This is a genomic window from [Limnothrix rosea] IAM M-220, assembly GCF_001904615.1.
Taxonomy (GTDB): domain Bacteria; phylum Cyanobacteriota; class Cyanobacteriia; order Cyanobacteriales; family MRBY01; genus MRBY01.
The window spans coordinates 55,917-78,758 of record NZ_MRBY01000010.1 but is presented as its reverse complement, the minus strand read 5'-3'; the positions used below and the strand labels follow the sequence as shown (position 1 = coordinate 78,758).

Sequence of the window (22,842 nt, the reverse complement as noted above, 5' to 3'; positions counted from 1 at the left end):
TATTTCATTGTCCTTACTCCCTTTCCCATGGCAACTTACCTCATTGAAGTTGGTACAGAAGAGCTTCCCGCTGATTTTGTCGCGTCGGCGATCGCCCAATTACAGACTCGCGTGACCGAGAGTTTGGGTGAGCAGTTTCTAACCCCAAATGCCATTGAGGTCTATGGTACGCCCCGTCGTCTTGCCGTTTTGCTCAAGGGTTTGCCAGAGAAACAAGCAGACCGCGAAGAAGAAATTAAAGGCCCCCCCGCATCGGCAGCATTCAGAGAGGGTCAGCCCACTAAAGCGGCAGAAGGTTTTGCGCGGAAACAAGGGGTTGCTGTCGAGGATTTGGAAGTACGTCCTACCCCGAAAGGTGATTTTGTCTTTGTCCAGAAAACAACCCTTGGTCGGGAAACAAAAGGTATTTTACAAGAGTTGGTTTTAGGCTGGTTTACAGCTTTAGAAGGTCGTCGCTTTATGCGGTGGGCGGATGGTGATTTGCGTTTTCCCCGCCCTTGGCGGTGGCTCGTTTCCCTGTGGAATGAGGAAATTTTGCCCCTCGAAATCACAATTGGTTCCGATACTTTAACCGCCGGTCGCCAATCCCGTGGTCACCGCGTGCTCTGCAAAAATGATGTGGTGATCGATAGTGCAGAAAATTATCAAACCATCTTGCGGGATGCCTTTGTTGAAGTTGACCCAGCAGAACGCCGTGGTGTCATCGAAAAGGCGATCGCCCAAGCGGCAGCCAGTATTAATGGCAGTGCAGACATTCCCGCAGATTTGTTAGATGAAGTGATTAACCTCGTGGAATATCCCACAGCTGTGGTGGGTAATGTTGAGGAAGAATTTTTAGAGTTGCCCGTTGAAGTGATTACGACGGTGATGGTGACGCACCAGCGCTATTTCGCGGTAAATAATCCTGATAATCCCACCGAATTGTTACCGAAATTTATCACCATTTCCAATGGCGATCCTGCCAAAGCTGACATTATTGCAGCGGGTAATGAGCGGGTGATTCGGGCAAGGTTAGCGGACGGCCAATTTTTCTATAAAGCCGACTGCGACGACCATCTCGATACCTATTTACCCCAGCTGGAAACCATGACTTTCCAAAAGGAATTGGGGACGATGCGCGAAAAGGTAGACCGCATTATGCAAATGTCCCAGCAAATCGCGGAACAACTGGATTGTTCTGAGGCAGAGAAAGAGGCGATCGCCAGCACGGCGATGTTGTGTAAGGCGGATCTGATGACGCAAATGGTCTATGAATTTCCCGAATTGCAGGGAATTATGGGTCAAAAATATGCGGTGGTTAGTGGCGAATCGGAAGAAGTTGCCACAGGTATTTTTGAGCATTATCTTCCCCGTGGCGCAGACGATATCATGCCCAAAACTTTGACAGGTCAGGTCGTGGGAATGGGCGATCGCCTCGATACTTTGGTGAGTATTTTCGGCTTGGGAATGTTACCCACAGGCTCGTCTGATCCCTTTGCCTTGCGTCGGGCGGCCAATGCAGTCATTAATGTCACTTGGGATGCCCAACTCGGTATCAACTTGGCGGATTTATTAGCCCAAGGTGCAAAGGCCTTTGTGACGGCTCACTCCGATAAGGAATCTCCTTTAGAAAATCTCCAAAAATTCTTTATCCAGCGCATTCAAACCCTCCTCCAAGACGAAAAAGGCATCGACTATGACCTTGTAAATGCAGTCTTGGGTGATGATTCTGAATATACTGAACGGGCTTTAACTGATTTACTCGATGTCGGCGATCGCGCAGAATTTTTGCAGAGTATCCGCAACGATGGACAACTCGAAAAGATTTATCCCACCGTCAACCGTTCTGCCAAACTCGCGAAAAAAGGCGACCTTGATACCACTAGCTTGAATCCAGTCAGCCTAGTCAATCCCGATAAATTCGAGCAAAAATCTGAGCAAGAACTCTATGATGGCCTCGTAAAACTTGTGCCCACCACTGAAGCGGCTCAGGCAGAACGCAACTATCAAAAGCTTGTCGATGGTTTAACGGAACTTGCACCAACAGTTGAGCGTTTCTTTGATGGGGAAGACAGCGTTCTCGTTATGGCAGAAGATCCGGAAGTGAAAGCAAATCGTCTAAATCTCCTCGGTCTACTTCGCAACCATGCCCGTGTGCTCGCTGATTTTGGGGCGATTGTAAAACAGTGATTTATTCCTGTAGACTTTCCCCGTTATTTACTTTGGTATCGTCCCTTGGATATTCGAGATGCCTTCAACCTCTATATTCCTCATAGAATAGAAGAGCGATATATCGGGTGAGAAAACATGATTGCTCTAACCGAACATTCTCGGATGACCACAGAAGAATATCTGGAGTTCGAAAAAAACAGCAGGATTAAACATGAATATATCGATGGTGAAGTCTATGCGATGGCTGGCACTAGCAAAGTGCACAATACCATTAGTCTAAATCTTGCAATATTGCTAAGGGGAAAGCTGCGAGGTTCACCTTGCCAAACCTATATGGCGGATGTGAAAGTTTCGGTCACAAACAATCGCCGTTTTTTCTATCCAGATCTTGTTGTTGCCTGCAACGAGAATGACGATGAAGATAATTACTATATTCGTTCTCCAAAAGTGATCATGGAAGTCTTATCAGATTCCACCGCATCCTTTGACCGTGGCGAAAAATTTGGATTCTATCGCAGTATCCCAAGCCTGCAAGAATATATCCTCATCAACTCCGACACCTATTTAGTGGAATGCTTTCGCCGTCAAAAAGAAGACATTTGGCTATTTCAAACTTACAGCGGCTTAGAGGCGATCGCCGAATTTCCAGCCCTTGACATTGATGCATCATTAACTGAGATTTACGAGAGCATCACCTTTGCTACAGAACCAGAAGATTCAACTCAAATTTAATGATGTGAACCCATCACATTACGTTCCAAGACACAACAAACCACGTAAATTTTCGTAACCTGAGTTCGGTTTAAGCATGGTCTGGAATGACGACACGGCGAAAGGGAGAGCGAGGGATGGGGCGATTTTTCATTTAAACAATTCTAGATTCTAGGTGTCAGAAAACACAGACCTTCGTAGGTTCTCCGTGTCTCCCCTTCTCCGTGTCTCCCCTTCTCCGTGTCTCCCCTTCTCCGTATCTTCAAGGCATTCAGATAACCCCTTAACCCGAACTGACGTTTCGTAGGTTATTCCAAAATCATTCCCCTGTTCTAGATGATTTTGGGGCGATCGCCAAGCAATCAAAAAACAGAAAATTCTAAGTTTTTAACCAGTAGTCACTGTTGTCGAAACAGGCTTTTCCGCAGGAGTCAGCACCCGAAAAACTTGCACAACTTCGACTTTCCCTTTTAATGGAATAGGCCCCCAAGGCTCTAGATCAAATTTCTGGTCGAGATATTGCTCCGTTGCTTCGGCGATCAGGATACGACAATCGACGGGCTGCCGTTCTTTCGCGCAGGATTCTAGACGGGAAGCGGTATTCACACTATCGCCAATCACGCCATACTCCATGCGGTCTTTCCCTCCTAAACTGCCGGCAACCACTTCTCCGGTAAAGATGCCCACGCGCAGACGCACTTGGGGTAAATTTTTCTCGCTAAAGGTTTGATTAATGGGTTCTAGTTTTTCGGCGATCGCCAGAGCAGCAGACACACAAGCTTGGGCATCTTGGGCGATCGCTTCCGGCGTTTCCCTTGGGACAGGCACACCGAAAATCGCCACAATCCCATCACCAGTAAATTTATTGATAATGCCATTACGGCTTTGGACTTCGTGGGTCACCATCTCAAGCACATCATTTAGCCAATCCAATAGCGCCGGAGGCGACATCGTTTCAGAAATCGTACTAAAACCCCGCACATCTAAAAACAGCATCGTGGCCGTAAGCGAACGACCCGGCAAATGTCCAGAGTTTAATAGTTCTGAACGCTCCTCCCACAAAGCATCGGCGATCGCCGGCGACGTATTCTGCCCCAACAAAGTCATCACCATTTTCTGCTGGCGGAAATCTTGGTAGGACTGATAGACGATCACAAAACCCATCGCGACAAGAAAACTCACCATGGGCGCTGCTACAGGAATCCAAACAAAATTTTGCAAAAACAGATAACCAATCCCCCCAGTCCCGACAATACCAAACAACAACCCCCCAACAATGGCAATAGGATGCCTTAACCACCAGCCAATCACCGCACCACTAGTCAGCCAAACCACAACCCACACAGTCTCTTGCCATTCCTGCCAAAAACGGAACTGCGATCGCCCCCCCATAGCAGTATCAAGAATATAGCTAAGCACCTGAGCATGAGCCACAACCCCATTCATTTTGCTGCCCTCGCTACTACCAAGGGAAAACGGCGAAATCACCAAATCTTTCAGGCTAGGAGCCGTACTACCAATAAGGACAATTTTGTCCTTCAACAGTTGCGGGTCAAATTCATTCAGCCACACATCGGTAAAGGTAATAGTCGGCAACATCAACGAGCGATCACGGTAATGAAACAACATTTGATAACCACGGGCATCCACCGTCTGATAGCCACCACTGTCAGTCTCCAGAGGAAAAAAGGTCGCTTCGCCCAACTGCAAATATTGGGGGTCAATCTCACTAGCTTGGGGACTAATACCCTCTGCCTCATAGAGGTACAGCATGGCAATACTGAGGGCAAAAGACGGTAAAGTCATGCCATCGGAACCCGTTGCATAGAGCAAAGCACGACGTAACACCCCATCGGGGTCAAGGGTAAAATCATTAAATCCTTGCTGTTCCGGCACAACAGCAGGGGGGGCAGGTGTCCCGGTTAAAACATCAAGATTACGGATGGCAATGAGATTTGGCTTTTTAAATTGCTCGACCAAGCGGCTATAGCCGGGTTCTACGGGAAAATCGCGATAAACATCTAAACCAATAACGGCGGGTTCAGCAGCTTGAATATTTTCGAGCACTTCGGCATAGACTTCATCCGTAAAGGGCCAACGTTCCTGTTGCCGTAAATCTTCTTCATTAATTTCCACCAACACCAATCGATCATCGGAAGCCAGTTCAGGCTGTTGGCGCAGCATACGGTCATACACTTGCAACTCTAGCTGCTCAAAGCCACCGCGACGACGGCTTTCTAGAACAACACCGGTCAGTAAAATGAGGGCGATCGCCAGCAAAATATTATCTTGATAATTTTGCCAAAAGCGTTTGACTTTATGCCGATTGAGAGCCATGGGTTGCCGGATATTTAATACTAATTACCATTGTCCGCACCAAGATAAAAAATACCGTAAAAATTCGAGAACCCTTAATTTCCCGTCACATCAACAATCATTAAATTCCACTGGCCACGGTCATTACTTTGGAAAGTCACCTGCTGGCCGTCGCCACGGATGGTGGGATGTTGCACTGCGCCCCTCAGATTGGCCGTCAATAGTTGGGAGCGTTGTTGTTGGCGATCATAAACAAAGATATCGGGTTTACCGCGCTCGGTGGATACGTAGGCGAGATATCGACCATCGGCACTCAGGGAAGGTTGATCTTGACTGGAGTCACGGCGGTTGAGGTTGGGTAAATTAACTAATTGATTCTCCTGAAAATCATATAAATAAATATTGCGTCGTCCGTCTCGCTCCGAGGCAAAGGCTAGAAAACGACCGTCACCGCTGTAGCTGGGAAATTCTTCCGCAAAGTTACTATTGATGCCCCCCGTCGCAATTTGGGGTTGGTAAAACAAAGCACGACTACAGCCTGCTAAACAGAACGAGGCGATCGCCAGAGCTATTTTTCGAAATCCGCTGCATTTCAACAAGATAATTGACCCCTTTGAGATATGTCTTTACAAATCCTAAAAAAAGGCTACATCTCCCCCTAAATCATAACTTCAGGTTATCGTTACGGAATTTCGGAATCAAATTCAATTATTTTTTTGAACCTTTTGCGGTTCAGCGCCGTCTTGCTGGTCTAAATAGACTAAATCAAGTGATTGCCCCTAGGGCGATCGCCTGTGTCTACCCAATGTTTCTTTCTCTCCAAAACATTTTCTTCTTTCCTAAACATTTGGTGTGGTGAGGTTTTTTAATGAATGATAAATTTTGCTTGAAATCGCCTTTGCTGGCACTGGCTCTCGCGCTCAGCGGTAGTGTTGCAGCACAGGTACAGGCAGAAACTGTTGGCGATCAGCTAGCAAAACTGGAAAATTATGGCTCCTTTGACACAGAAGCAGCAACCCTTGAGGTCAGTACTTCAGGTTTAGCTCAAGTCAATAGCGTTTTCCAGCTACGAGATGTCGCTCCCAGCGACTGGGCCTTCGATGCCCTGCGTAATCTTGTCGAAAAGTATAACTGCCTAGTCGGCTATCCCGATGGTACATTTCGTGGCGATCGCCCCCTGAGTCGTTACGAATTTGCCGCAGGTCTCAATGCCTGTTTACAACAAATCGAACGCCTGATCACCGGCGGCTCCGACGTTGATGCCGCAGATATTAGTCGTCTACGTGCCCTAGTCCAAGAGTTTGAAGCAGAGCTGGCCACCCTCGGCGCAAGGGTCGATGATCTCGATGGTCAAGTGGAAGAACTAGAAAGCCATCAGTTTTCGACAACGACAAAACTATTCGGTCAAACCGTTTTTGGTATCCAAGGTCGTAACGCCAATGAATATAGTTTCTTCCGCGATCGCCTCACCAACGAAGACGATCAGATTAATACCATTACCAATACCCAACTGAGCCTGTTCACCCAGTTCAGTCCAAATAGCATTTTACTCACAGGTTTAAGCGCCGGTTCCGGTAGCACAACCAGCAATAATCGCACCCTAGAACCCTACGTCGGTCTCGGTTACGAAGCAGATAACGGTAACAATATTCGCATTAGTGACCTGACCTATCGCCACTTAATAGGTGACAAACTCGCCCTCATTATCGGTACAGAAGGCATTAGCGCCACCAATGTATTTCGTGGTGCAAACCGGGTTCAGAGTGCTGGTTACGGGCCCTTGTCTCGCTTTGCCCAGCGTAATCCAGTGATCAATATTGGCGGTAGTGGCAGCGGTTTTGGTTTTGACTGGCAAATTGCCAGAAGCCTAAGTCTTCAAGCCCTTTACTCCACAAATTTGGCTGACAATGCCACCTTTGGCGGTTTGTTCGGCGGCGATCTGGGTTCCACAACCTTTGGTACACAGCTCGTTGCCTCGCCTTCTAGAGACCTTGACCTCTCTTTCCAATACATCAACTCCTATTCTCCTTGGGGCACATTATCCGGTAGTCCCCGCCCCTCCGGCATTGGTGATGACCAAGTTGTTATTCAAGATTTTCAATCTGGTCGAGCGCCGATCAGCACAAATGCTTTTGGTCTAGCGATCGATTGGCGCGTGAGTCCGAAATTTAACGTCGGCGGCTGGGCAGGCTACACCACTTCGGAATACCAAACGGCCGGTGGCGATGTCGAAACCTTTAACTGGATGACCTATCTCACCTTCCCCGATCTTGGCAAAGAAGGCAGCTTGGGCGGTATTTTCTTTGGTCAACCCCCTCGAATCACCTCTAGTAATCTGCCCTCTGGTCGTAATATTCCATCCTTGGTTTCCAGCGGTGATCTTAATGCAGATCCGGGTGGTCAACCGGGCACGACCCACCATCTTGAAGCATTTTATCGCTTTAATCTGACAGATAATATTGCCCTTACACCCGGCTTTATTGCTGTTTTTAATCCCCTTCAAAATGATGATAATGAGACCATTACTATCGGTGTTTTAAGAACAACGATTAGTTTCTAAATTCATTAAAAGTGGTTTAAGTTACATCGGCTCCCTAGGCGATCGCCTGCCATAAAAAATATTGCTCTATTGCGAACAAGAAAATAACTTTAGATTTTAGGGAACCTTTTATGAGTCTCCCTGTCTATGAGAAACAAGGCTAACTTTCTTCTTTTTTAGGGCGATCGCCGGCAAAGCTTAAACAATTTTCCAGACTGATCTTTCTCACCCTTAAAGTCTCTTCAATCCTATTTTTTGTTCCAGCCATAGTACCAGCATTCAGGATAAAAGAAGAGATTTAAAATTAGTTTGTTAGGTCAAACTACAATTTGGGAAAAATAAGAAAAAGCCCCCATGCTTGTGTTTTCTTAAACAATTTTAGTCCAGCTACAATTTCTACTCGCTACCCACCTGTATTTCCTTAAAAATTTGGAGTTCTTTCCTATGAACTTATCCACAAAAAAACTTGTTTGTTTCGGATTAGTCGGGGGGACATTAGTTAGTTTTAATGCTCCGGCGATCGCCCAAGTCCAAGTCACCGGCGGCGACTTTTCCGGCGCAGCAGGCTTCTTCCTCCCAGACATGGTCGATGTCGGCGCTGGCAAAAACGTCAAACTCCTTGATGCCACCGTCGAAACCCTAAACCTCGAATCCGAAATTGGCAATACCTCCACCGCCGTTTTCGTACCAACCGCCGCAAGGTTCGACAACAATATAGACCCCACCATGGCGACCGTAGACCAAGGTGATACTGGCGCACTCCAAGGTTTACTCACAGGACTCGCCTACGATAACGACGGTTATCCCGTTATTTTTACTAGCGTTGCCACCCAGCTTGACTTTGCCGTCGATACCTTTAATTTTGATACTGCCAATTCCCTGATGGGAACGCTGATTCAGCCAGAAGTTGTAGGTGCAGCCCCCCTCGTTTTTATTAATCAACCAGTAACCCTCACAACCGACTCTGACGAAGATTTTGAAGCAGTCGCTGGGCAACTTGATGTCGGCATCCTAAATGCAAACCTCGAAGGCGGCGAATTTAATCTTCCTAGTACCTGGAGTTTTGCTGGCGGCAGTTCTGGTGGTGGCTCTAATCCCACACCCAGCCTCGAAAGACGGGTTAAGTTCAAGTTTTACGGCGAAGACGTTGTTGCGAGTAGTGGAACAGATCTAGACACAACTGACGACGAAATTCGTTTTATCGGTGCAGCAAACGAAAAGTTCCAAATTCAAACAGTTGGCACAAGATCTACTGCTGAGTTCAAAATCAAAGCTGATGATGCTGATGATGCATTTGTAGACATCACCCTTGGTGGCCCTTTCTCTAAGCTTGAAGGTGATTCGACAGAAATTGATCTAACCCAAGAGCTTGACTACAAAATTAAGGGTGAAGCAGAAGGCAATTTCACTGCTCTCTTAGGAAATGTCAGTGCTGTTGCTGAGTTTGAAGGTACGGCTCGTAAAGATGTTGATTTTGAATTTGAACAAGGTAGTAATGAGTTCAGCGGCCGCAGTGATGGTTCCGTAAACTTTATTGCTGCAGTAGGTGGTACAGAACTAATCAATAATGGCGATGATGATACCAATGTTGGTTTAGGCGCTTGTAATGTTTGTGCTGACGATGAAACCGGGAATGCACCCACCACTGTCGCCACGAGTGTTCGCTTCTTGTCTATCACGGATCTTCTTGATGATACTTCCGACGATCCCGATAACACTCTCAGTGATTCTGATGATGTTAACGATCTCAGTGAAGACGAGTACGAAGCCCTCGAAAAACAACTTGCTGAAGTGGATATCGATATCGACATTGATATTGACATCACCGTCATCGACAAAGGTCTAGACCGTTACTACGTTGCCCACCGCAATAAGAGCAAAGGTAAGCACAAGGGTCAAGGCAGAGGCAAAAAGAAGAAAGGCTACTACGAAAATGAAGTTTTTTGCTTCCGTCAGGTCGGTCCCGGCTCGTCAATTTTCCCTGGTCTCATTGGTCTAGTACAAATCGACTTTGACGATATTCCCCTTGAAGTTTTTGTCGGCTTACCTGAAATCGCTGACGCGGATATCGATGACGATGTAGACATTGACGTAGATGTGGATGATTCTGATACTGGTAGCGACTCAGATTCTGATGATGATGATGATGACGACAACGATGATGACTTAGATTCTGATGATGACGACAACGATGATGACTCAGATTCTGATGACGATGACTCTTCCGACTCAGGTAACGATGTAATCATTATTGAAGGTCTCCCGGAAATTAATGATGGTACAGATAGTGGTTCTGATTCTGGCAACTCTGGTTCCGATGGCTCTAGCTCAGATGATGTGATCATTATTGAGGGTTTGCCTGAAATCCAATAAGTCAGGGAGCCTTGAGCTCCAAACTGGGTAAATAATCTAAAAGGGAAAAGTCATCGGGCTTTTCCTTTTTTCTTGGGGCTTTAAATCTGAGGCGATCGCCGCCTTTCCTTTAAAGACTCTCTATTGAAAAAATCATTATTCCCAGCCATTGATCCATCGAAACTGTCAGCATCATTTCTCTTTAGTTTAAGAGTCACAAAAAAGGCGATCGCCCAAAGCAAAAAAGCCAAAGTGACCCGACAAAACCATCCCAAAAATTTTTAGAGAAATCCGATTGCAAGTCCCTCACAAACAGCGAAAGAGTCAATAGATCACACAAGTTGATATCATAAGCATAGCAATGTGAATAAATATTACGGATAAGCCTTAAATGTTCTGGTTATACATCATCGGTTTTTTAGTGGCGCTACTCGTTATCGGGGTAGCAATCTATCTACTGACTCCCCGTAGCTACGACTCCTCTAACACCGTTGCCAACTCCTATGATGAGTGGACAGAAGACGGTATTCTCGAATTTTACTGGGGTGAACATATTCACCTCGGTCACTACGGCTCTCCCCCACGCCGCAAAGATTTCCTCAAAGCAAAGGCTGACTTTGTCCATGAGATGGTTCGCTGGGGTGGTCTAGATAAGCTTCCCGCTGGCACAACTGTTCTCGACGTTGGTTGTGGTTTCGGCGGTAGTAGCCGCATCATGGCGCAAAACTACGGCTTCCAAGCAACAGGCATTACCCTCAGCCCCAAGCAAGCCCAGCGCGCTAACGACCTCACTCCTGAAGGTGTCACGGCCAAATTTATGGTGAATGACGCGCTTGATATGTCTTTCCCCGACAATAGTTTTGATGTGGTTTGGTCTGTGGAAGCAGGTCCCCACATGCCCGACAAAATGAAGTACGCAGAAGAAATGATGCGTGTCCTGAAGCCCGGCGGTATCCTCGTTGTTGCGGACTGGAACCAGCGCGACGATCGCCGTGTGCCCCTCAACTGGTGGGAAAAACCCGTTATGCGTCAGCTCCTTGACCAGTGGTCTCACCCTTCTTTTTCCAGTATTGAGCGTTTCTCTGAGCAGATTGCTGAAACTGGCTTAGTTGACGGTGAAGTTGTTACCGCTGACTGGACAAAGGAAACATTGCCTTCTTGGTTAGAATCCATTTGGCAAGGTATTGTTCGCCCGAAGGGTCTGATTAAATTTGGTTTCTCTGGCTTTATTAAGTCTCTACGGGAAGTACCCACCATGCTCTTAATGCGCGTCGCTTTTGGTGCTGGTCTCTGCCGCTTTGGTATGTTTAGAGCAGTAAAAAAATCAACCATTAATTCCGTTGATGAAGCAAGAACTGGTGAAACGGTTAATGCCTAAATTTTCACGAGATTAATCTCTCCAATCTAAAACGAAACTATAGTTCCATGAGTAATCATCGATCTGTAGTTTTTTTTTGGAGATTTACACTTTCCTGTTGCGAGAGTTTTGTGACAGGTTCTTCGTAAGTTTCATAATCTGTTGCAACCCCTTCCGCTCTACGAGCACCTTCCCCAAGGAAGGATACAAATGCTCCTTAGAACTTATTCGGAATGACTATATATAGTTTTCCAGTAGCCGTTTATTAACGCTTTTATTTATGACTAACCCCCTTGGTATCGTCGGTGCAGGTATTGGCGGTTTAACTTTGGCCTGTGCCCTTGAGCAACAAAATATTCCCTTCACTCTCTACGAACAGGCAGAAAGTTTTGAGGCATTGGGCTACGGGATTCAGGTGAGCCCGAATGTTGTGCGTGTTTTAGCGGCTTTGGGGTTAACGGAAAAGCTAGAGGCGATCGCCCACCGTTGTTATGGTTTTGAGTTGCGGTCTTTCACTTCAGACCAAACTCTAATCAAATGGCAATTACCAAAAAATCAGCTGTATTATCAATGCCGTCGCGCCGATTTGCACCAACTTTTATTTGACGGGCTAAGGGATAAAAGTAAGTTGAATTTTGCGACTCGTTTAACGGGTTATTCCCAAACAACGGATAAGGTTGCGCTGAAATTTGAACATGCTCCCAAGGTTGAAGTTGCAGGATTGGTTGGCGCTGATGGTGTCGGATCTCCAACCCGCCGACAGTTAATGCTCGATAGTCAACAAACAAAACCCAGTTATGCCGGCTATGCGGCTTTTCGCGCTATCTTACCTTGGCGATCGCCCTACGAAGAGTTGGCAGGACGCGCAACAGTTTGGCTTGGGAAAAATCATCACGTTGTAGCTTATCCCAACGGCAATTTAAATCATGGTGAGCAGTGGTTAAATTTGGTTTTAGTCGTTAAAGAAAGTCAGTGGCAGGAGGAAGGCTGGACAATTGAGGTGGATAAATCTCAAGTCGCGGCAGAATTTCAAAATCAATCTCGCTTACTCAATCAAATTTTAAAGGACATGATTGCCAGTCCAGAGCCTTGCTATAAATGGGGACTATTTACGCGCCCAGCTTTACCCTTTTGGTCACAAAATAAAGTGACATTACTCGGTGATGCCGCCCATCCAATGGTTCCTTTTCAGGCTCAGGGGGCAGCCATGTCCATCGAAGATGCCTACGTCCTCGCGCAATGTTTGCAACGTCACCAAACAACAGAAGGAGCATTTCAACAATACGAAAATCTGCGTTATCAACGGGCAACGAGAATGCAAATAACATCCCGCAAAAATGCTGATATTTTTCACGCATCAGGTCTCAAGGCGATCGCCCGTGATTTCGTTTTTAAAATCGTTGATGCCATCGCGCCGAATCTCATGAATCTCAAATCTGCCTGGATTTACGATTACGACGTTACGAAGCTATAAAAATTTAAAATTTGTGGGTTTAAATTTTACTTAAACGACACCATTGCAGAGTGGGTGAGAGCAGCGACATCTTCTAGAGCAAGCTGCATTTCTGAAGGTGATTGTTGCAGCCAGAGCAGATATTCAATGTTGCCCGCGGGCCCTTTAATAGGCGACCAAGTTAAACCATGGGGTTGCCAACCCAGTTTTTGCGCCACAGTCAATACATCAAAAATCGCTTGGGCTTGGGCTTGAGAGTCCCGCACCACACCTTTTTTACCGACCTGTTCACGCCCCACTTCAAATTGCGGCTTTACCAGTAATAGAACCTCTCGCGGCTCCACCAACAACGTCCATAAAGTTGGCAATACTTTGCGCAGGGAAATAAAAGATAAATCCATCACACCTAAAGTTGGGCGATCGCCTGCTGCCACATCCTCATATAAATCTTCTGGGGTTAGATGCCGAAAATTAGTTCGTTCTCGCAGTACTAAACGGGGATCTTGGCGAATTTTCCATGCCACCTGTCCATAGCCCACATCAATGCCATACACCTGCTTCGCGCCCACCTGAAACAAACAGTCTGTAAAGCCACCCGTCGAAATGCCGCCGTCTAAACACACACGATCTTTTACTTCGATTTCAAAATGGGCGATCGCCTTAGCCAGTTTTTCGCCACCACGGGAGACAAAGGGCGGTTTTGCCTTAACCTCAATCTCCGCGTCTGTCGGCACTAAAGTCCCCGGCTTATCAATAATTCTTTGGCGTACCTTCACTTCCCCTGCCCGAATCAGTCGCTGTGCCAGTTGTCGCGATTCACAGAGTTCTAGATCGACAAGAAGAGTATCTAATCTTTGCTTAGCCAAAATGACAAAATTTAAGAGGTTGCGTCCTTTAGTTTACCCTTTGTAATTCCCGACTCATGTCGTGATTTGATACAGATGAGATTCTGATTTTGCCAGCATCAATGCGACGAGCAACAAACTCAAGGGTTGCTAATTCAACACTAGAAAGATTTTTAAACCACAGTAGCTGTCTTAATCTATAGGCGAGGTCAGAGGAAATAAAACCCGTAGTTACAGCTTCTTGGCAAATTTCGAGAACGTTCATGAAATCAGTAAAAAGTGACGATACAGGCTAGTTTACGGCGATCGCCCGCTCTTCTATGTGATACCAAAAAGCCTAGGCGGTGAATTTTGTCCATCACCTCGGTGACAAAACCAAAGCTATTTAAGAAGAAACATCAAGGATACTAGTGACTGATATCACTCGCCTTGCTAGAGCTGAACTCGGTACAATACTCTGGTGACTTTTTAGAGTTAAGGAAAAACTAAGGCGACTATGGCGATCGCAATTGATTTTGGGACAAGTAATACCCTGATAACCCGCTGGAATGCCATTAAAAATGAGCCAGAGGTTTTATCCCTTGATCGACTATCTCAGCAGCTGGTTAATAATCCTCCCCTCATTCCCAGCCAAATTTATGTCGAAGATGCATCACAATCAAAAGTCGTGATCGGTCAAGCCCTCGGCGATCGCGGCCTAGACGGACAACAACATCCAGAACAGCGACTCTACCGCAACTTTAAACGGGGAATCGGCACAACGATGCAAGGCTTTTTACCAGAGCTAGACGGCAAACAAATAACCTTTGAACAACTCGGCAGTTGGTTTCTCGGAGACGTATTCCAACAATTACAACGCCAATCAGAAACCCTAGATAGCCTAGTGATGACCGTCCCCGTTGATAGCTTCGAAGCATACCGGAGCTGGCTCACAGAAGTCTGTGCCACCTTGCCTGACATCGACAAAATTCAACTTTTAGATGAACCCACTGCCGCAGCCCTCGGCTATGGTGCGCTGGAGCAAAACTTCAAACAAGTACTCGTTGTTGATTTTGGGGGGGGGACAGTCGATTTTTCTTTAGTAGAACTAAATTTCACCCAAGGTCAAACAAAACCGACGGGCTTCATTATGCGTTGGGCAAAAAAATCCTACGCTGATAGTAGTGCTCAAAAAGCAAGAACCGCAAAGGTGATTGCTAAGGCTGGCAAAAATCTAGGGGGTTCTGATCTCGATAATTGGCTTTTTGACTATTTTCAAAAACAGCAAAATTTACCGAAAGATGCCCTCAGTTTACGGCTCGTCGAACGCCTAAAAATTCAGCTGTCAGAAAAAAATAAGGCGAGTGAGGTTTATTACAACGCTGAAACTTTTGAAAGTATTGAGCTAAATCTGACACGAGCAGAGTTTGAAGGGATTTTACAAGAACAGGGCTTTGTCGGGCAGCTCGATGGATTGATGGAGCAGTTGTTACAACAGGCGCGGCGTAATGGGGTAAGTAAGGAGGATATTGAGGCGGTGTTACTTGTGGGAGGAACTAGCCAAATTCCAGCGGTACAGGCTTGGTTAAAGTCCTATTTCTTGGAAGAAAAAATTAAAAACGATAATCCTTTCGGGGCGATCGCCGCCGGGGCTCTACAGTTAGCCCAAGGTTTTGAACTAAAAGATTTTCTCTACCACAGCTACGGTATTCGCTACTGGAACCGCCGTAATAAATGCCACGATTGGCATCCGATTATTCCCCAAGGGCAACCCTACCCCATGTCTGAACCCATCGAAATCACCCTCGGTGCATCGACGGAGCAACAGCCAAGCATTGAGCTGATCATCGGCGAGCTAGGTAAACAAAGTATGGGCACAGAAATTTATTTTGATGGCGATCGCCTTGTGACCAAAACCCTAGGTCAGGGTCAAACCAATGTCAAACCCCTCAATGATCGCGACGGGGCACGCACAGTGGCAAAGCTCGATCCAGTCGGCTATCCGGGGAATGATCGCATCAAACTGCAATTCCTTGTGGACGGCGATCGCTGTTTACGAGTTACGGTTGAAGATTTACTGCGTAATGTCACCCTCCTCGAAAACCAAAAAGTCGCTGAAATTAGCTAGTATTTTCCCATTGTCAATCACTGTAAACATAGATCTCTCCACAACTTCCTCCATAATAAAAGGCGTGGTTAATCATGGAGTCTGGAGCCTCATGCGCATTCTGTTAGTCGATGACGAAAAAGAACTACGGGAAGCCTTGAGCCAAGTTTTAGAGCGGGAAGGATACGTCGTTGAAACGGCAAAAAATGGCAAAAGTGGTCTACAGCTTGCCCAAGGAAAGGATTATGATTTATTGATCCTCGACTGGATGCTGCCGGAATATTCTGGCCTCACTATTTGCCAAAAGGTGCGCGCCACAGGCAAAGCAACACCTGTTTTAATTTTGACGGCTAAGGATACGGTGGATGACCGCGTACAAGGTTTAGATGCGGGGGCTGATGACTATCTTGTTAAGCCGTTTGAATTGCGAGAACTACTGGCCCGTGTGCGGGCACTATTACGGCGATCGCCGATCCTCGAAGTTCCAGAAGAACGTTTAAAAATTGCGGATCTCGATCTCGATAAAGAAAATCAAGTCGCCTATCGCAATGGGAGAATGATTCGTCTCTCCGACCGCGAACTGCAATTACTCACCTACTTTATGGAAAATGCTGAGCAGCTCCTCACCCACGAGCAAATTTATCAGCACCTCTGGCAAGATGAAGCCCCGCCGAGTAGTAATGTTCTCGCCGCTTTGATTCGTCTACTCCGCCGTAAAGTCGAAACGAAAGGCGATCGCCCACTGATTCACACCGTTTATGGTAAAGGATATTACTTTGGCCTACAGGATACATAACCCTTAAAACTAAACGGCAACTCATTAAACTGCAACGACCATTACTCCTCCGAAGGAGCCTTTTTCTGGGTGACAGGTGGCGCAGGAATATCCACATTGGATGAAGGAGCAGGTGCTGGCGCAGGAGCAGGAGCAGGAGCAGGAGCTGGCGCTGGAGCAGGTGTCGGACTAGGAGGCGCTGGTGTGGGGGAAGCTGTAGGTGGCGCAGGAGTCGGTGCAGGAGCAGGTGCTGGCGCAGGAGTCGGCGCAGCAGACGGAGCTGGAGCTGTTTCTTCTAAAGGAATAAAGGGAGGAACTGTGTCCGATCGCTTCGTATAGTCAAATTTAGGTTCCGGTGTCCGCACACGAGGGGGACGCTGGGAAGGTGAACCACTACCACCACCATCATTACGAGTTTCATTAGTGGGGCTAGAAGTCCCACCGCTAGATTGAGAAGAGCGATTAGCTTTATTTTCATTTTCTTGTTGCTCTTCGCGCTTTTGTTCTTTTTCGCGTTTGGACTCGTTGCGAGAGAGCTGCTTTTTGTCCCTTTGGTTCAGGGGTTGAGCAGTGATGGATCCCACACGGTTTCTGAGATTAGGCAATGGTGGAAAATCTTCAACGGCGATCGCCTCAGTAATTTTAGACATCAAATTGCCCCACATCAGGGCTGCGGTGCTGCTAGATCCCCAAGTTGACTGGTTATCATCATTTCCGATCCAAACCCCGGTTACAACCTGGGGAATATAGCCAATAAACCAAAGATCGCGAGCTTTATCGGTTGTACCTGTTTTACCCGCCACCGGGCGACCAATATTTGCATTACGGCCTGTACCACTAGAAACGACCTTCGTTAACATCGACGTTACGATCGCCGCACTATTCTCATCAAGGGCACGACGGGAACTCCCCTCCGCCTCATAGATGACTTTGCCGTCACGGTCAAGAATGCGACTAATACCATAGTTCGCTTGGTGAACACCTTTGTTAGCGAGGGTTCCATAGGCTGATGTAATCTCCAATAGATTCACTTCCCATGATCCGAGAGCCAGAGAATAGGTCGGCTGCATTTCTGAACGAATGCCCATCTGCTGAGCCAAGTTAATAATGGGATCCCAGCCAACATCCATCATCACACTCAGGGCAATTGTATTAATCGATTGCGTTAGCGCCTCCGTGAGGGTGAGGGACGCATTACTAAAAGTTCCTGAATAATTTTTCGGTCTATAGTCACCCACTTTAAATTCTTTGTCCACATAGGTTGCATTGGGGGACATACCAGAGGCGATCGCCGCCGCATAAACAAATGTCTTAAAGGTTGAACCCGGCTGGCGTTGGGCTTGAGTTACACGATTATACTGATTATTCTCAAAATCTAAACCACCCACCATCGTCTTAATTTGACCATTACGTGGATCAATACTAACAATGGCCGCTTGTTTGAAATTTTGATAACGCCCGTAATTCTCGATCCCTTCTTTAAGAACCTCTTCCGCCCATTCTTGCCAATCAGGATTAATTGTCGTTTCAACGACCACACCACCTTGAGCCAACTGCTCAGGCGTTAAATGCCGATCCAATTCAGCTTGAATATAATCACTAAAATAAGGATATTTGCGTAGCAATCGCTTAGGTACTTGACGATTTGTTTCTAGGGGAATGGCGATCGCCTGCTCCAAAGCCGCCTCAGAAATAAACCCATCCTCTTGCATCCGGTAAAGCACCTGATTACGACGCACCAAAGCCTTTTGACGATTAACAAAGGGCGAATAAAGACTCGGTGCCGGCGCAAGACCCGCAATCATTGCCGTCTCAGGAAGGGTCAACTCATCAAGGCTCTTCCCGAAATAAACCCAAGCCGCATCGGCCACACCATAGGCACCAGAGCCTAGGTAAACCAAATTTAAATAGCTTTCAAGGATTTGTTCCTTCGTAAACTGTTCCTCTAATTTCGTCGCCAACCGCATTTCCTTCAACTTACGGATAGCCGTTGTCTCCTGATTGAGAAAAACAATACGAGCAAGCTGCTGGGTAATACTACTACCCCCCTCAACAATTTCACCCGCTTGGAAATTTGCATAGGCCGCCCGTGCAACCCCCTGCATATCCACACCAAAATGATCGTAATAGCGACGATCCTCACTAGAAATAAAAGCTTGGGAAACAACCTCTGGAACCTGCCAAATTTTGACTCGCTCATGGGTAACAGGCCCCACTTCTTCAATCACCGTACCGTCCGCAGCTTCTACAACCAATGTCCCCGGACGGGTATAAATCAAAACCTGATTAACATTATCTGGCACAAGGGCTTCTAACTCTTCCCAACCCCGATAAAGGGCATAACCACTAGAGCCTGCCCCCGTCATTACTCCAGCTAAGACCCACAGTAGCCAACGGGACTTCTTCTTCCCCTCTCTTTTGTCTGGCTCAGGCGGTTCATTGGCTGTCTTGCCATCTACCAAAGCAGAAAGTTTTGGATCCATCGTTTGATTCGTGGTGTTTGATTCGCTCCAAGGCTGAATACCCGCAGCTTCACTAGTCGTATTTTGGCCTACAGCTTGCGGTTTAGCCTTTGATTTTTTGGAAAAATTAAACACACTCAATTCCTCTAATTTTGACCCAACAGATGGGCTAAGGTGCAATTATTTGCTCCCTAAATCCGCAAGAGCAAAACAATAAGTTGCAAAGTTTCCTGAAAATTGTAGCCTATACCTATACCTTTCCTAGGAAAAATAGATTCTTTTAAACCTATGGAAACCTAAGAAGTTTGATCCATATCTGAAATGATAAGCGGGTAACGCGATTCGAACGCGCGACATTCACCTTGGCAAGGTGACGCTCTACCACTGAGCTATACCCGCATGTGTGTTGAGCACGTATACTAATATGCCAAAGAAAAAAACACATGTCAAGGGCGATCGCCGACTTTTTTTATTCTATTCCAAGGCAAATCACTTTTAAGGGAGCTTTTTTAAAAGACTCGCCATTTCAAGGGCACTAAGGGCATAACCCCAGCCGAGATTACTTTTAATGCCCGCACGCTCTAGGGCTTGCTGCATGGTATCTGTTGTTAAAATACCGAAAATTACAGGCACTCCCGTTTGGAATCCTGCTGCTGCAACACCTTTTGAAACTTCCGCTGCAACGTAATCAAAGTGAGGTGTATCACCACGAATGACTGCACCCAAACAGATCACAGCATCATATTCCCCGGAAGCAGCAAGGCGTTTGGCCACCAAAGAAATTTCAAAACTACCAGGAACCCAAACATAGTCAACTTGTTTGCCGTCGGTACTTACATCCACACCATGGCGCTTGAGGCAATCTTGGCAACCGGCTAATAATTTACTGGTCACAAGATCGTTAAATCGCCCAATCACAATTGCTAACTTAAGGGCTTGGGTGTTGTCGTTATAGGTACCTTCAAAGGTAGTCATGGTAATGAATTAACCTGAAATTTAAAGAACAAGCAAAAACAAAGAGGCTCAATCTAGCTGGGACATTCCACAGGGACAATTGTGCCTCTTCTATATCAGTAATCAAAAGTCGTTCGGAACTGACAACACTGAATCTAGATCACAAAGAAATTCAGTACGCCTACGGCAATAACGAGGGCAAGCCAAGCGAAGGAGCCAACGTAGATCAAAGATTTGGACTGTTCCCAGTTACTGGGGGAAGCGTAGGCAACGGGAACGCCGATTACCATCAAAAAGGATAAGCCAACTAAGGCAGCAAGAGCGAGTTGAAATAGAATAGTCATTTTTGAATAAATTCCTCCCAAGACAGCAAGCGAGTGGGGTTCAGGATGTAAAAGTGTTGATAATCTTACGATTTTATCCTGTTTATAGTATCAATACTTTGGCCAGTTTAAAACGTATTGGATCAGAAATGAGCTATTTATGCAAGGGTTCGAGATGAAAAAAACTGTGGGTGACTCCTCGGATTTTCATCTCTAAAACCGCCTCGTTGACTCTTTAGGCGATCGCCGCTGCATTATCGCGATACCAGTCAATTGTATTTTTTAAACCTTCACGCAAACTCATTTGGGCTTCAAAGCCAAACTTTTCCTTTGCCCGTTGGGTATCAAGACAGCGACGGGGTTGACCATTGGGTTTATCCGTTTCCCAGATTAGCTCACCTGTAAATTCCATCAACTCACAAATAAGTTCAACCAGATCTTTGATGGAAATCTCAAAATTAGTCCCTAGGTTAACCGGTTCAGAACTATCGTAGCTTTGAGCTGCCATAACAATGCCCCGGGCTGCATCAGTGGAATAAAGAAATTCCCTTGTGGGACTACCATCTCCCCAAACTTTAAGTTCTGTAGCGCCTGCTTGTTGGGCTTCATAAACCTTGCGGATTAGGGCAGGGATAACGTGGGAACTAGCGGGATTAAAGTTGTCCTCGGGGCCATACAAATTAACGGGTAGTAGATAAATGCCGTTAAAGCCATATTGCAATCGATAGGATTCGAGCTGCACTAATAGGGCTTTTTTCGCAATGCCGTAGGGGGCATTGGTTTCTTCGGGATAGCCAATCCACAGATCTTCTTCTTTAAAGGGGACAGGGGTAAATTTTGGGTAGGCACAGATTGTCCCGACACAAATAAATTTTTCCACACCTTCTTGGTAGGCACTATGGATGAGCTGTGTGCCCATCATCAGGTTGTCGTAAAACAGCTCTGCTGGTTTTTCGCGGTTAAGACCAATGCCACCGACATGGGCGGCGAGGTGGACAATCATGTCTTGACCTTTGACTACTGCTTGACAGGCTTCTAGTTGACACAGATCGTAGTCTTTTGAGCGGGGTACAGTAATATTTTCAGCCTGCGCACCTGCTTCAATCAGTTGTTGTACAACCTGTTTACCGAGGAAGCCTGCGCCGCCTGTAACAAGAATTTTTTTCTGGGAAAGGTCAATCATAGTAATCCGGTTGGGAAATTCGTGCCTATTCTACCTAATGTATTCTGCTCTGCTTACAAAGCTGTGATAAAGATTCCCGGAGTGTTTAGAGGTCTGGGTCGAGGTGCTGGAACAACTTGGATAGAATCGTATTGGAAAACAGTAATCCTTCTGGGTCTGTTAGGGCGATGGTTTGGCGATCGCCGTCTTTGTTATTGCTAATCACAACCCACTTTTTATCTATAAAAGGTTGAAGAATTTTTAGAATCTGATTCACTGCACTTTGGCCAAATTCGGCGGTCAAATGGGAAAAAGATAGGCCTTTTGTGAGACGAAATCCTAGCATGAGGGTTTCGAGGAGGCGATCGCCCGGATCTAGGGGCTCTACATCAAGCTTGCCTTGGCTCTGTTCATATTGCTCCACCCATGTGTAGTACTCACGGCGGGTGCGAGGACGGGAGAATCTTTGGTTATTTGTAAAACTTGCGGCTCCCATACCGAAGGCGTAATAGGGACGATTTTCCCAGTACACCCGATTATGGCGACATTGATAGCCGGGTTGAGCGTAATTGGAGATTTCGTAATGGTCATAGCCAGCATCTCGGAGCATTTGGCTGGCTAAACGGTACATTGCGGCGGTGTGCTGATCGGAGGGTAGGGGTTTCTCGCCCGGCTCGTATTGTTTGCCAAAGGGTGTTTGGGGTTCGACAACTAAATCGTAGCTAGAAATATGGTGAGGCTGGAGGGCGATCGCCTTTTCTAAAGAATCCTGCCAATCATCGAGGGTTTGATGGGGCAATCCAGAAATCAGATCCAAGCTCCAAGTGATCACGCTCTGCTGAATGTGATCACACGCACTCTCTATATCTATTACCGCGTGCGATCGCCCACTATTTTGAAGTAGACAGTCCTGAAAAGCTTGTACTCCAAGACTTACACGATTTATGCCAATATTTTTGTACCAGATCAATTGTTCTAAAGAAAAGGTACCAGGATCAATTTCTAGGGAAATTTCAGCTGAGCTACAAACCCCAAATTTTTTCCGCATCGCCCCTAAAATTTTCTCCAATAGATCGGCGGGCAGGAGTGAAGGTGTACCGCCACCAAAAAAAACTGTTTCTAGTTCTCCACCCAAAATGGGCGTTGCGGTGATTTCCCGACAAAGCCACTGAACATATTCCTCCATGCGTAAGCGAATACCATCACTAGGGCGATCGCCCACAACAGAAATGGCAAAATCACAATAAAAACACCGCTGAATACAAAAAGGTAAATGGATATAGGCACTTGTGACGGGATCTGAAAGGAACTCATTCATGGCGATTGATTGTTGTTGAGTGAAGCAGACCTTGAAAT

The 22,842-nt window shown here is 46.4% G+C and carries 17 protein-coding genes and 1 tRNA gene; 8 read left to right on the top strand and 10 right to left on the bottom strand.

Annotated features, from left to right (window positions below; translation table 11 throughout):
• The first annotated feature begins 27 nt into the window (after nucleotides 1-27).
• Both glyS and NIES208_RS06300 read left to right on the top strand, forming a co-directional pair.
• Nucleotides 28-2,169, top strand: coding sequence for a glycine--tRNA ligase subunit beta (gene glyS / locus NIES208_RS06305; RefSeq protein ID WP_075890860.1), 2,142 nt, complete (start codon nucleotides 28-30; stop codon nucleotides 2,167-2,169).
• Between the two features lie 117 nt (nucleotides 2,170-2,286).
• Entirely contained in the window at nucleotides 2,287-2,883 is a 597-nt protein-coding gene (locus tag NIES208_RS06300) for a Uma2 family endonuclease (protein ID WP_075890858.1), read from the top strand.
• Nucleotides 2,884-3,249: 366 nt separating this feature from the next.
• On the opposite strand, the gene NIES208_RS06295 is transcribed toward NIES208_RS06300, so the two are convergent.
• Nucleotides 3,250-5,199 (bottom strand): CHASE2 domain-containing protein, encoded by a 1,950-nt coding sequence (locus tag NIES208_RS06295; protein WP_075890856.1) that lies wholly within the window; start codon nucleotides 5,197-5,199, stop codon nucleotides 3,250-3,252.
• A gap of 74 nt (nucleotides 5,200-5,273) precedes the next feature.
• Entirely contained in the window at nucleotides 5,274-5,780 is a 507-nt protein-coding gene (locus tag NIES208_RS06290; protein ID WP_411974251.1) for a TolB family protein, read from the bottom strand.
• A 266-nt stretch (nucleotides 5,781-6,046) separates the two neighbouring features.
• Between NIES208_RS06290 and NIES208_RS06285 the strand changes: the two genes are divergently transcribed.
• The 4 genes from NIES208_RS06285 (at nucleotide 6,047) to NIES208_RS06270 (ending at nucleotide 12,900) form a co-directional block, all read left to right on the top strand.
• Nucleotides 6,047-7,738, top strand: coding sequence for an iron uptake porin (locus NIES208_RS06285; protein WP_075890854.1), 1,692 nt, complete (start codon nucleotides 6,047-6,049; stop codon nucleotides 7,736-7,738).
• 423 nt (nucleotides 7,739-8,161) lie between these two features.
• Nucleotides 8,162-10,090, top strand: a complete 1,929-nt coding sequence (locus tag NIES208_RS06280) for a hypothetical protein (protein WP_075890852.1) — start codon at nucleotides 8,162-8,164, stop codon at nucleotides 10,088-10,090.
• A gap of 370 nt (nucleotides 10,091-10,460) precedes the next feature.
• On the top strand, nucleotides 10,461-11,447 hold the full coding sequence (locus tag NIES208_RS06275) for a methyltransferase domain-containing protein (RefSeq protein WP_075890850.1): 987 nt from the start codon (nucleotides 10,461-10,463) through the stop codon (nucleotides 11,445-11,447).
• 259 nt (nucleotides 11,448-11,706) lie between these two features.
• On the top strand, nucleotides 11,707-12,900 hold the full coding sequence (locus tag NIES208_RS06270) for an FAD-dependent monooxygenase (protein WP_075890848.1): 1,194 nt from the start codon (nucleotides 11,707-11,709) through the stop codon (nucleotides 12,898-12,900).
• A 26-nt stretch (nucleotides 12,901-12,926) separates the two neighbouring features.
• Here NIES208_RS06270 and NIES208_RS06265 read toward each other — a convergent pair whose 3' ends face one another.
• Together NIES208_RS06265 and NIES208_RS18525 are read right to left on the bottom strand one after the other, a co-directional pair.
• Nucleotides 12,927-13,745 (bottom strand): TlyA family RNA methyltransferase, encoded by an 819-nt coding sequence (locus NIES208_RS06265; protein WP_075890846.1) that lies wholly within the window; start codon nucleotides 13,743-13,745, stop codon nucleotides 12,927-12,929.
• Nucleotides 13,746-13,773: 28 nt separating this feature from the next.
• Complete coding sequence (locus tag NIES208_RS18525; protein WP_139324997.1) at nucleotides 13,774-13,989, bottom strand: hypothetical protein; 216 nt, start codon at nucleotides 13,987-13,989, stop codon at nucleotides 13,774-13,776.
• A 231-nt stretch (nucleotides 13,990-14,220) separates the two neighbouring features.
• Between NIES208_RS18525 and NIES208_RS06260 the strand changes: the two genes are divergently transcribed.
• Nucleotides 14,221-15,831 carry an Hsp70 family protein gene (locus tag NIES208_RS06260; RefSeq protein ID WP_075890844.1) on the top strand — a complete coding sequence of 537 codons (1,611 nt, stop codon included), beginning with the start codon at nucleotides 14,221-14,223 and terminating at the stop codon, nucleotides 15,829-15,831.
• 91 nt (nucleotides 15,832-15,922) lie between these two features.
• Nucleotides 15,923-16,606 (top strand): two-component system response regulator RppA, encoded by a 684-nt coding sequence (gene rppA / locus NIES208_RS06255; protein WP_075890842.1) that lies wholly within the window; start codon nucleotides 15,923-15,925, stop codon nucleotides 16,604-16,606.
• 41 nt (nucleotides 16,607-16,647) lie between these two features.
• Here the strand turns inward: rppA and NIES208_RS06250 are convergent, their stop codons facing one another.
• From NIES208_RS06250 to hemW, 6 genes are all read right to left on the bottom strand, one after another.
• Nucleotides 16,648-19,182, bottom strand: coding sequence for a transglycosylase domain-containing protein (locus tag NIES208_RS06250; protein ID WP_075890840.1), 2,535 nt, complete (start codon nucleotides 19,180-19,182; stop codon nucleotides 16,648-16,650).
• Nucleotides 19,183-19,374: 192 nt separating this feature from the next.
• Nucleotides 19,375-19,446: transfer RNA gene (locus NIES208_RS06245), tRNA-Gly, on the bottom strand.
• A gap of 96 nt (nucleotides 19,447-19,542) precedes the next feature.
• Nucleotides 19,543-20,022, bottom strand: a complete 480-nt coding sequence (gene ribH, locus NIES208_RS06240; RefSeq protein WP_075890838.1) for a 6,7-dimethyl-8-ribityllumazine synthase — start codon at nucleotides 20,020-20,022, stop codon at nucleotides 19,543-19,545.
• 134 nt (nucleotides 20,023-20,156) lie between these two features.
• Entirely contained in the window at nucleotides 20,157-20,345 is a 189-nt protein-coding gene (gene psbZ, locus NIES208_RS06235) for a photosystem II reaction center protein PsbZ (protein ID WP_075890836.1), read from the bottom strand.
• A gap of 214 nt (nucleotides 20,346-20,559) precedes the next feature.
• Nucleotides 20,560-21,507 carry a GDP-L-fucose synthase family protein gene (locus NIES208_RS06230; RefSeq protein ID WP_075890834.1) on the bottom strand — a complete coding sequence of 316 codons (948 nt, stop codon included), beginning with the start codon at nucleotides 21,505-21,507 and terminating at the stop codon, nucleotides 20,560-20,562.
• 85 nt (nucleotides 21,508-21,592) lie between these two features.
• Nucleotides 21,593-22,804, bottom strand: coding sequence for a radical SAM family heme chaperone HemW (gene hemW, locus NIES208_RS06225; protein ID WP_075890832.1), 1,212 nt, complete (start codon nucleotides 22,802-22,804; stop codon nucleotides 21,593-21,595).
• Nucleotides 22,805-22,842: the final 38 nt, after the last annotated feature.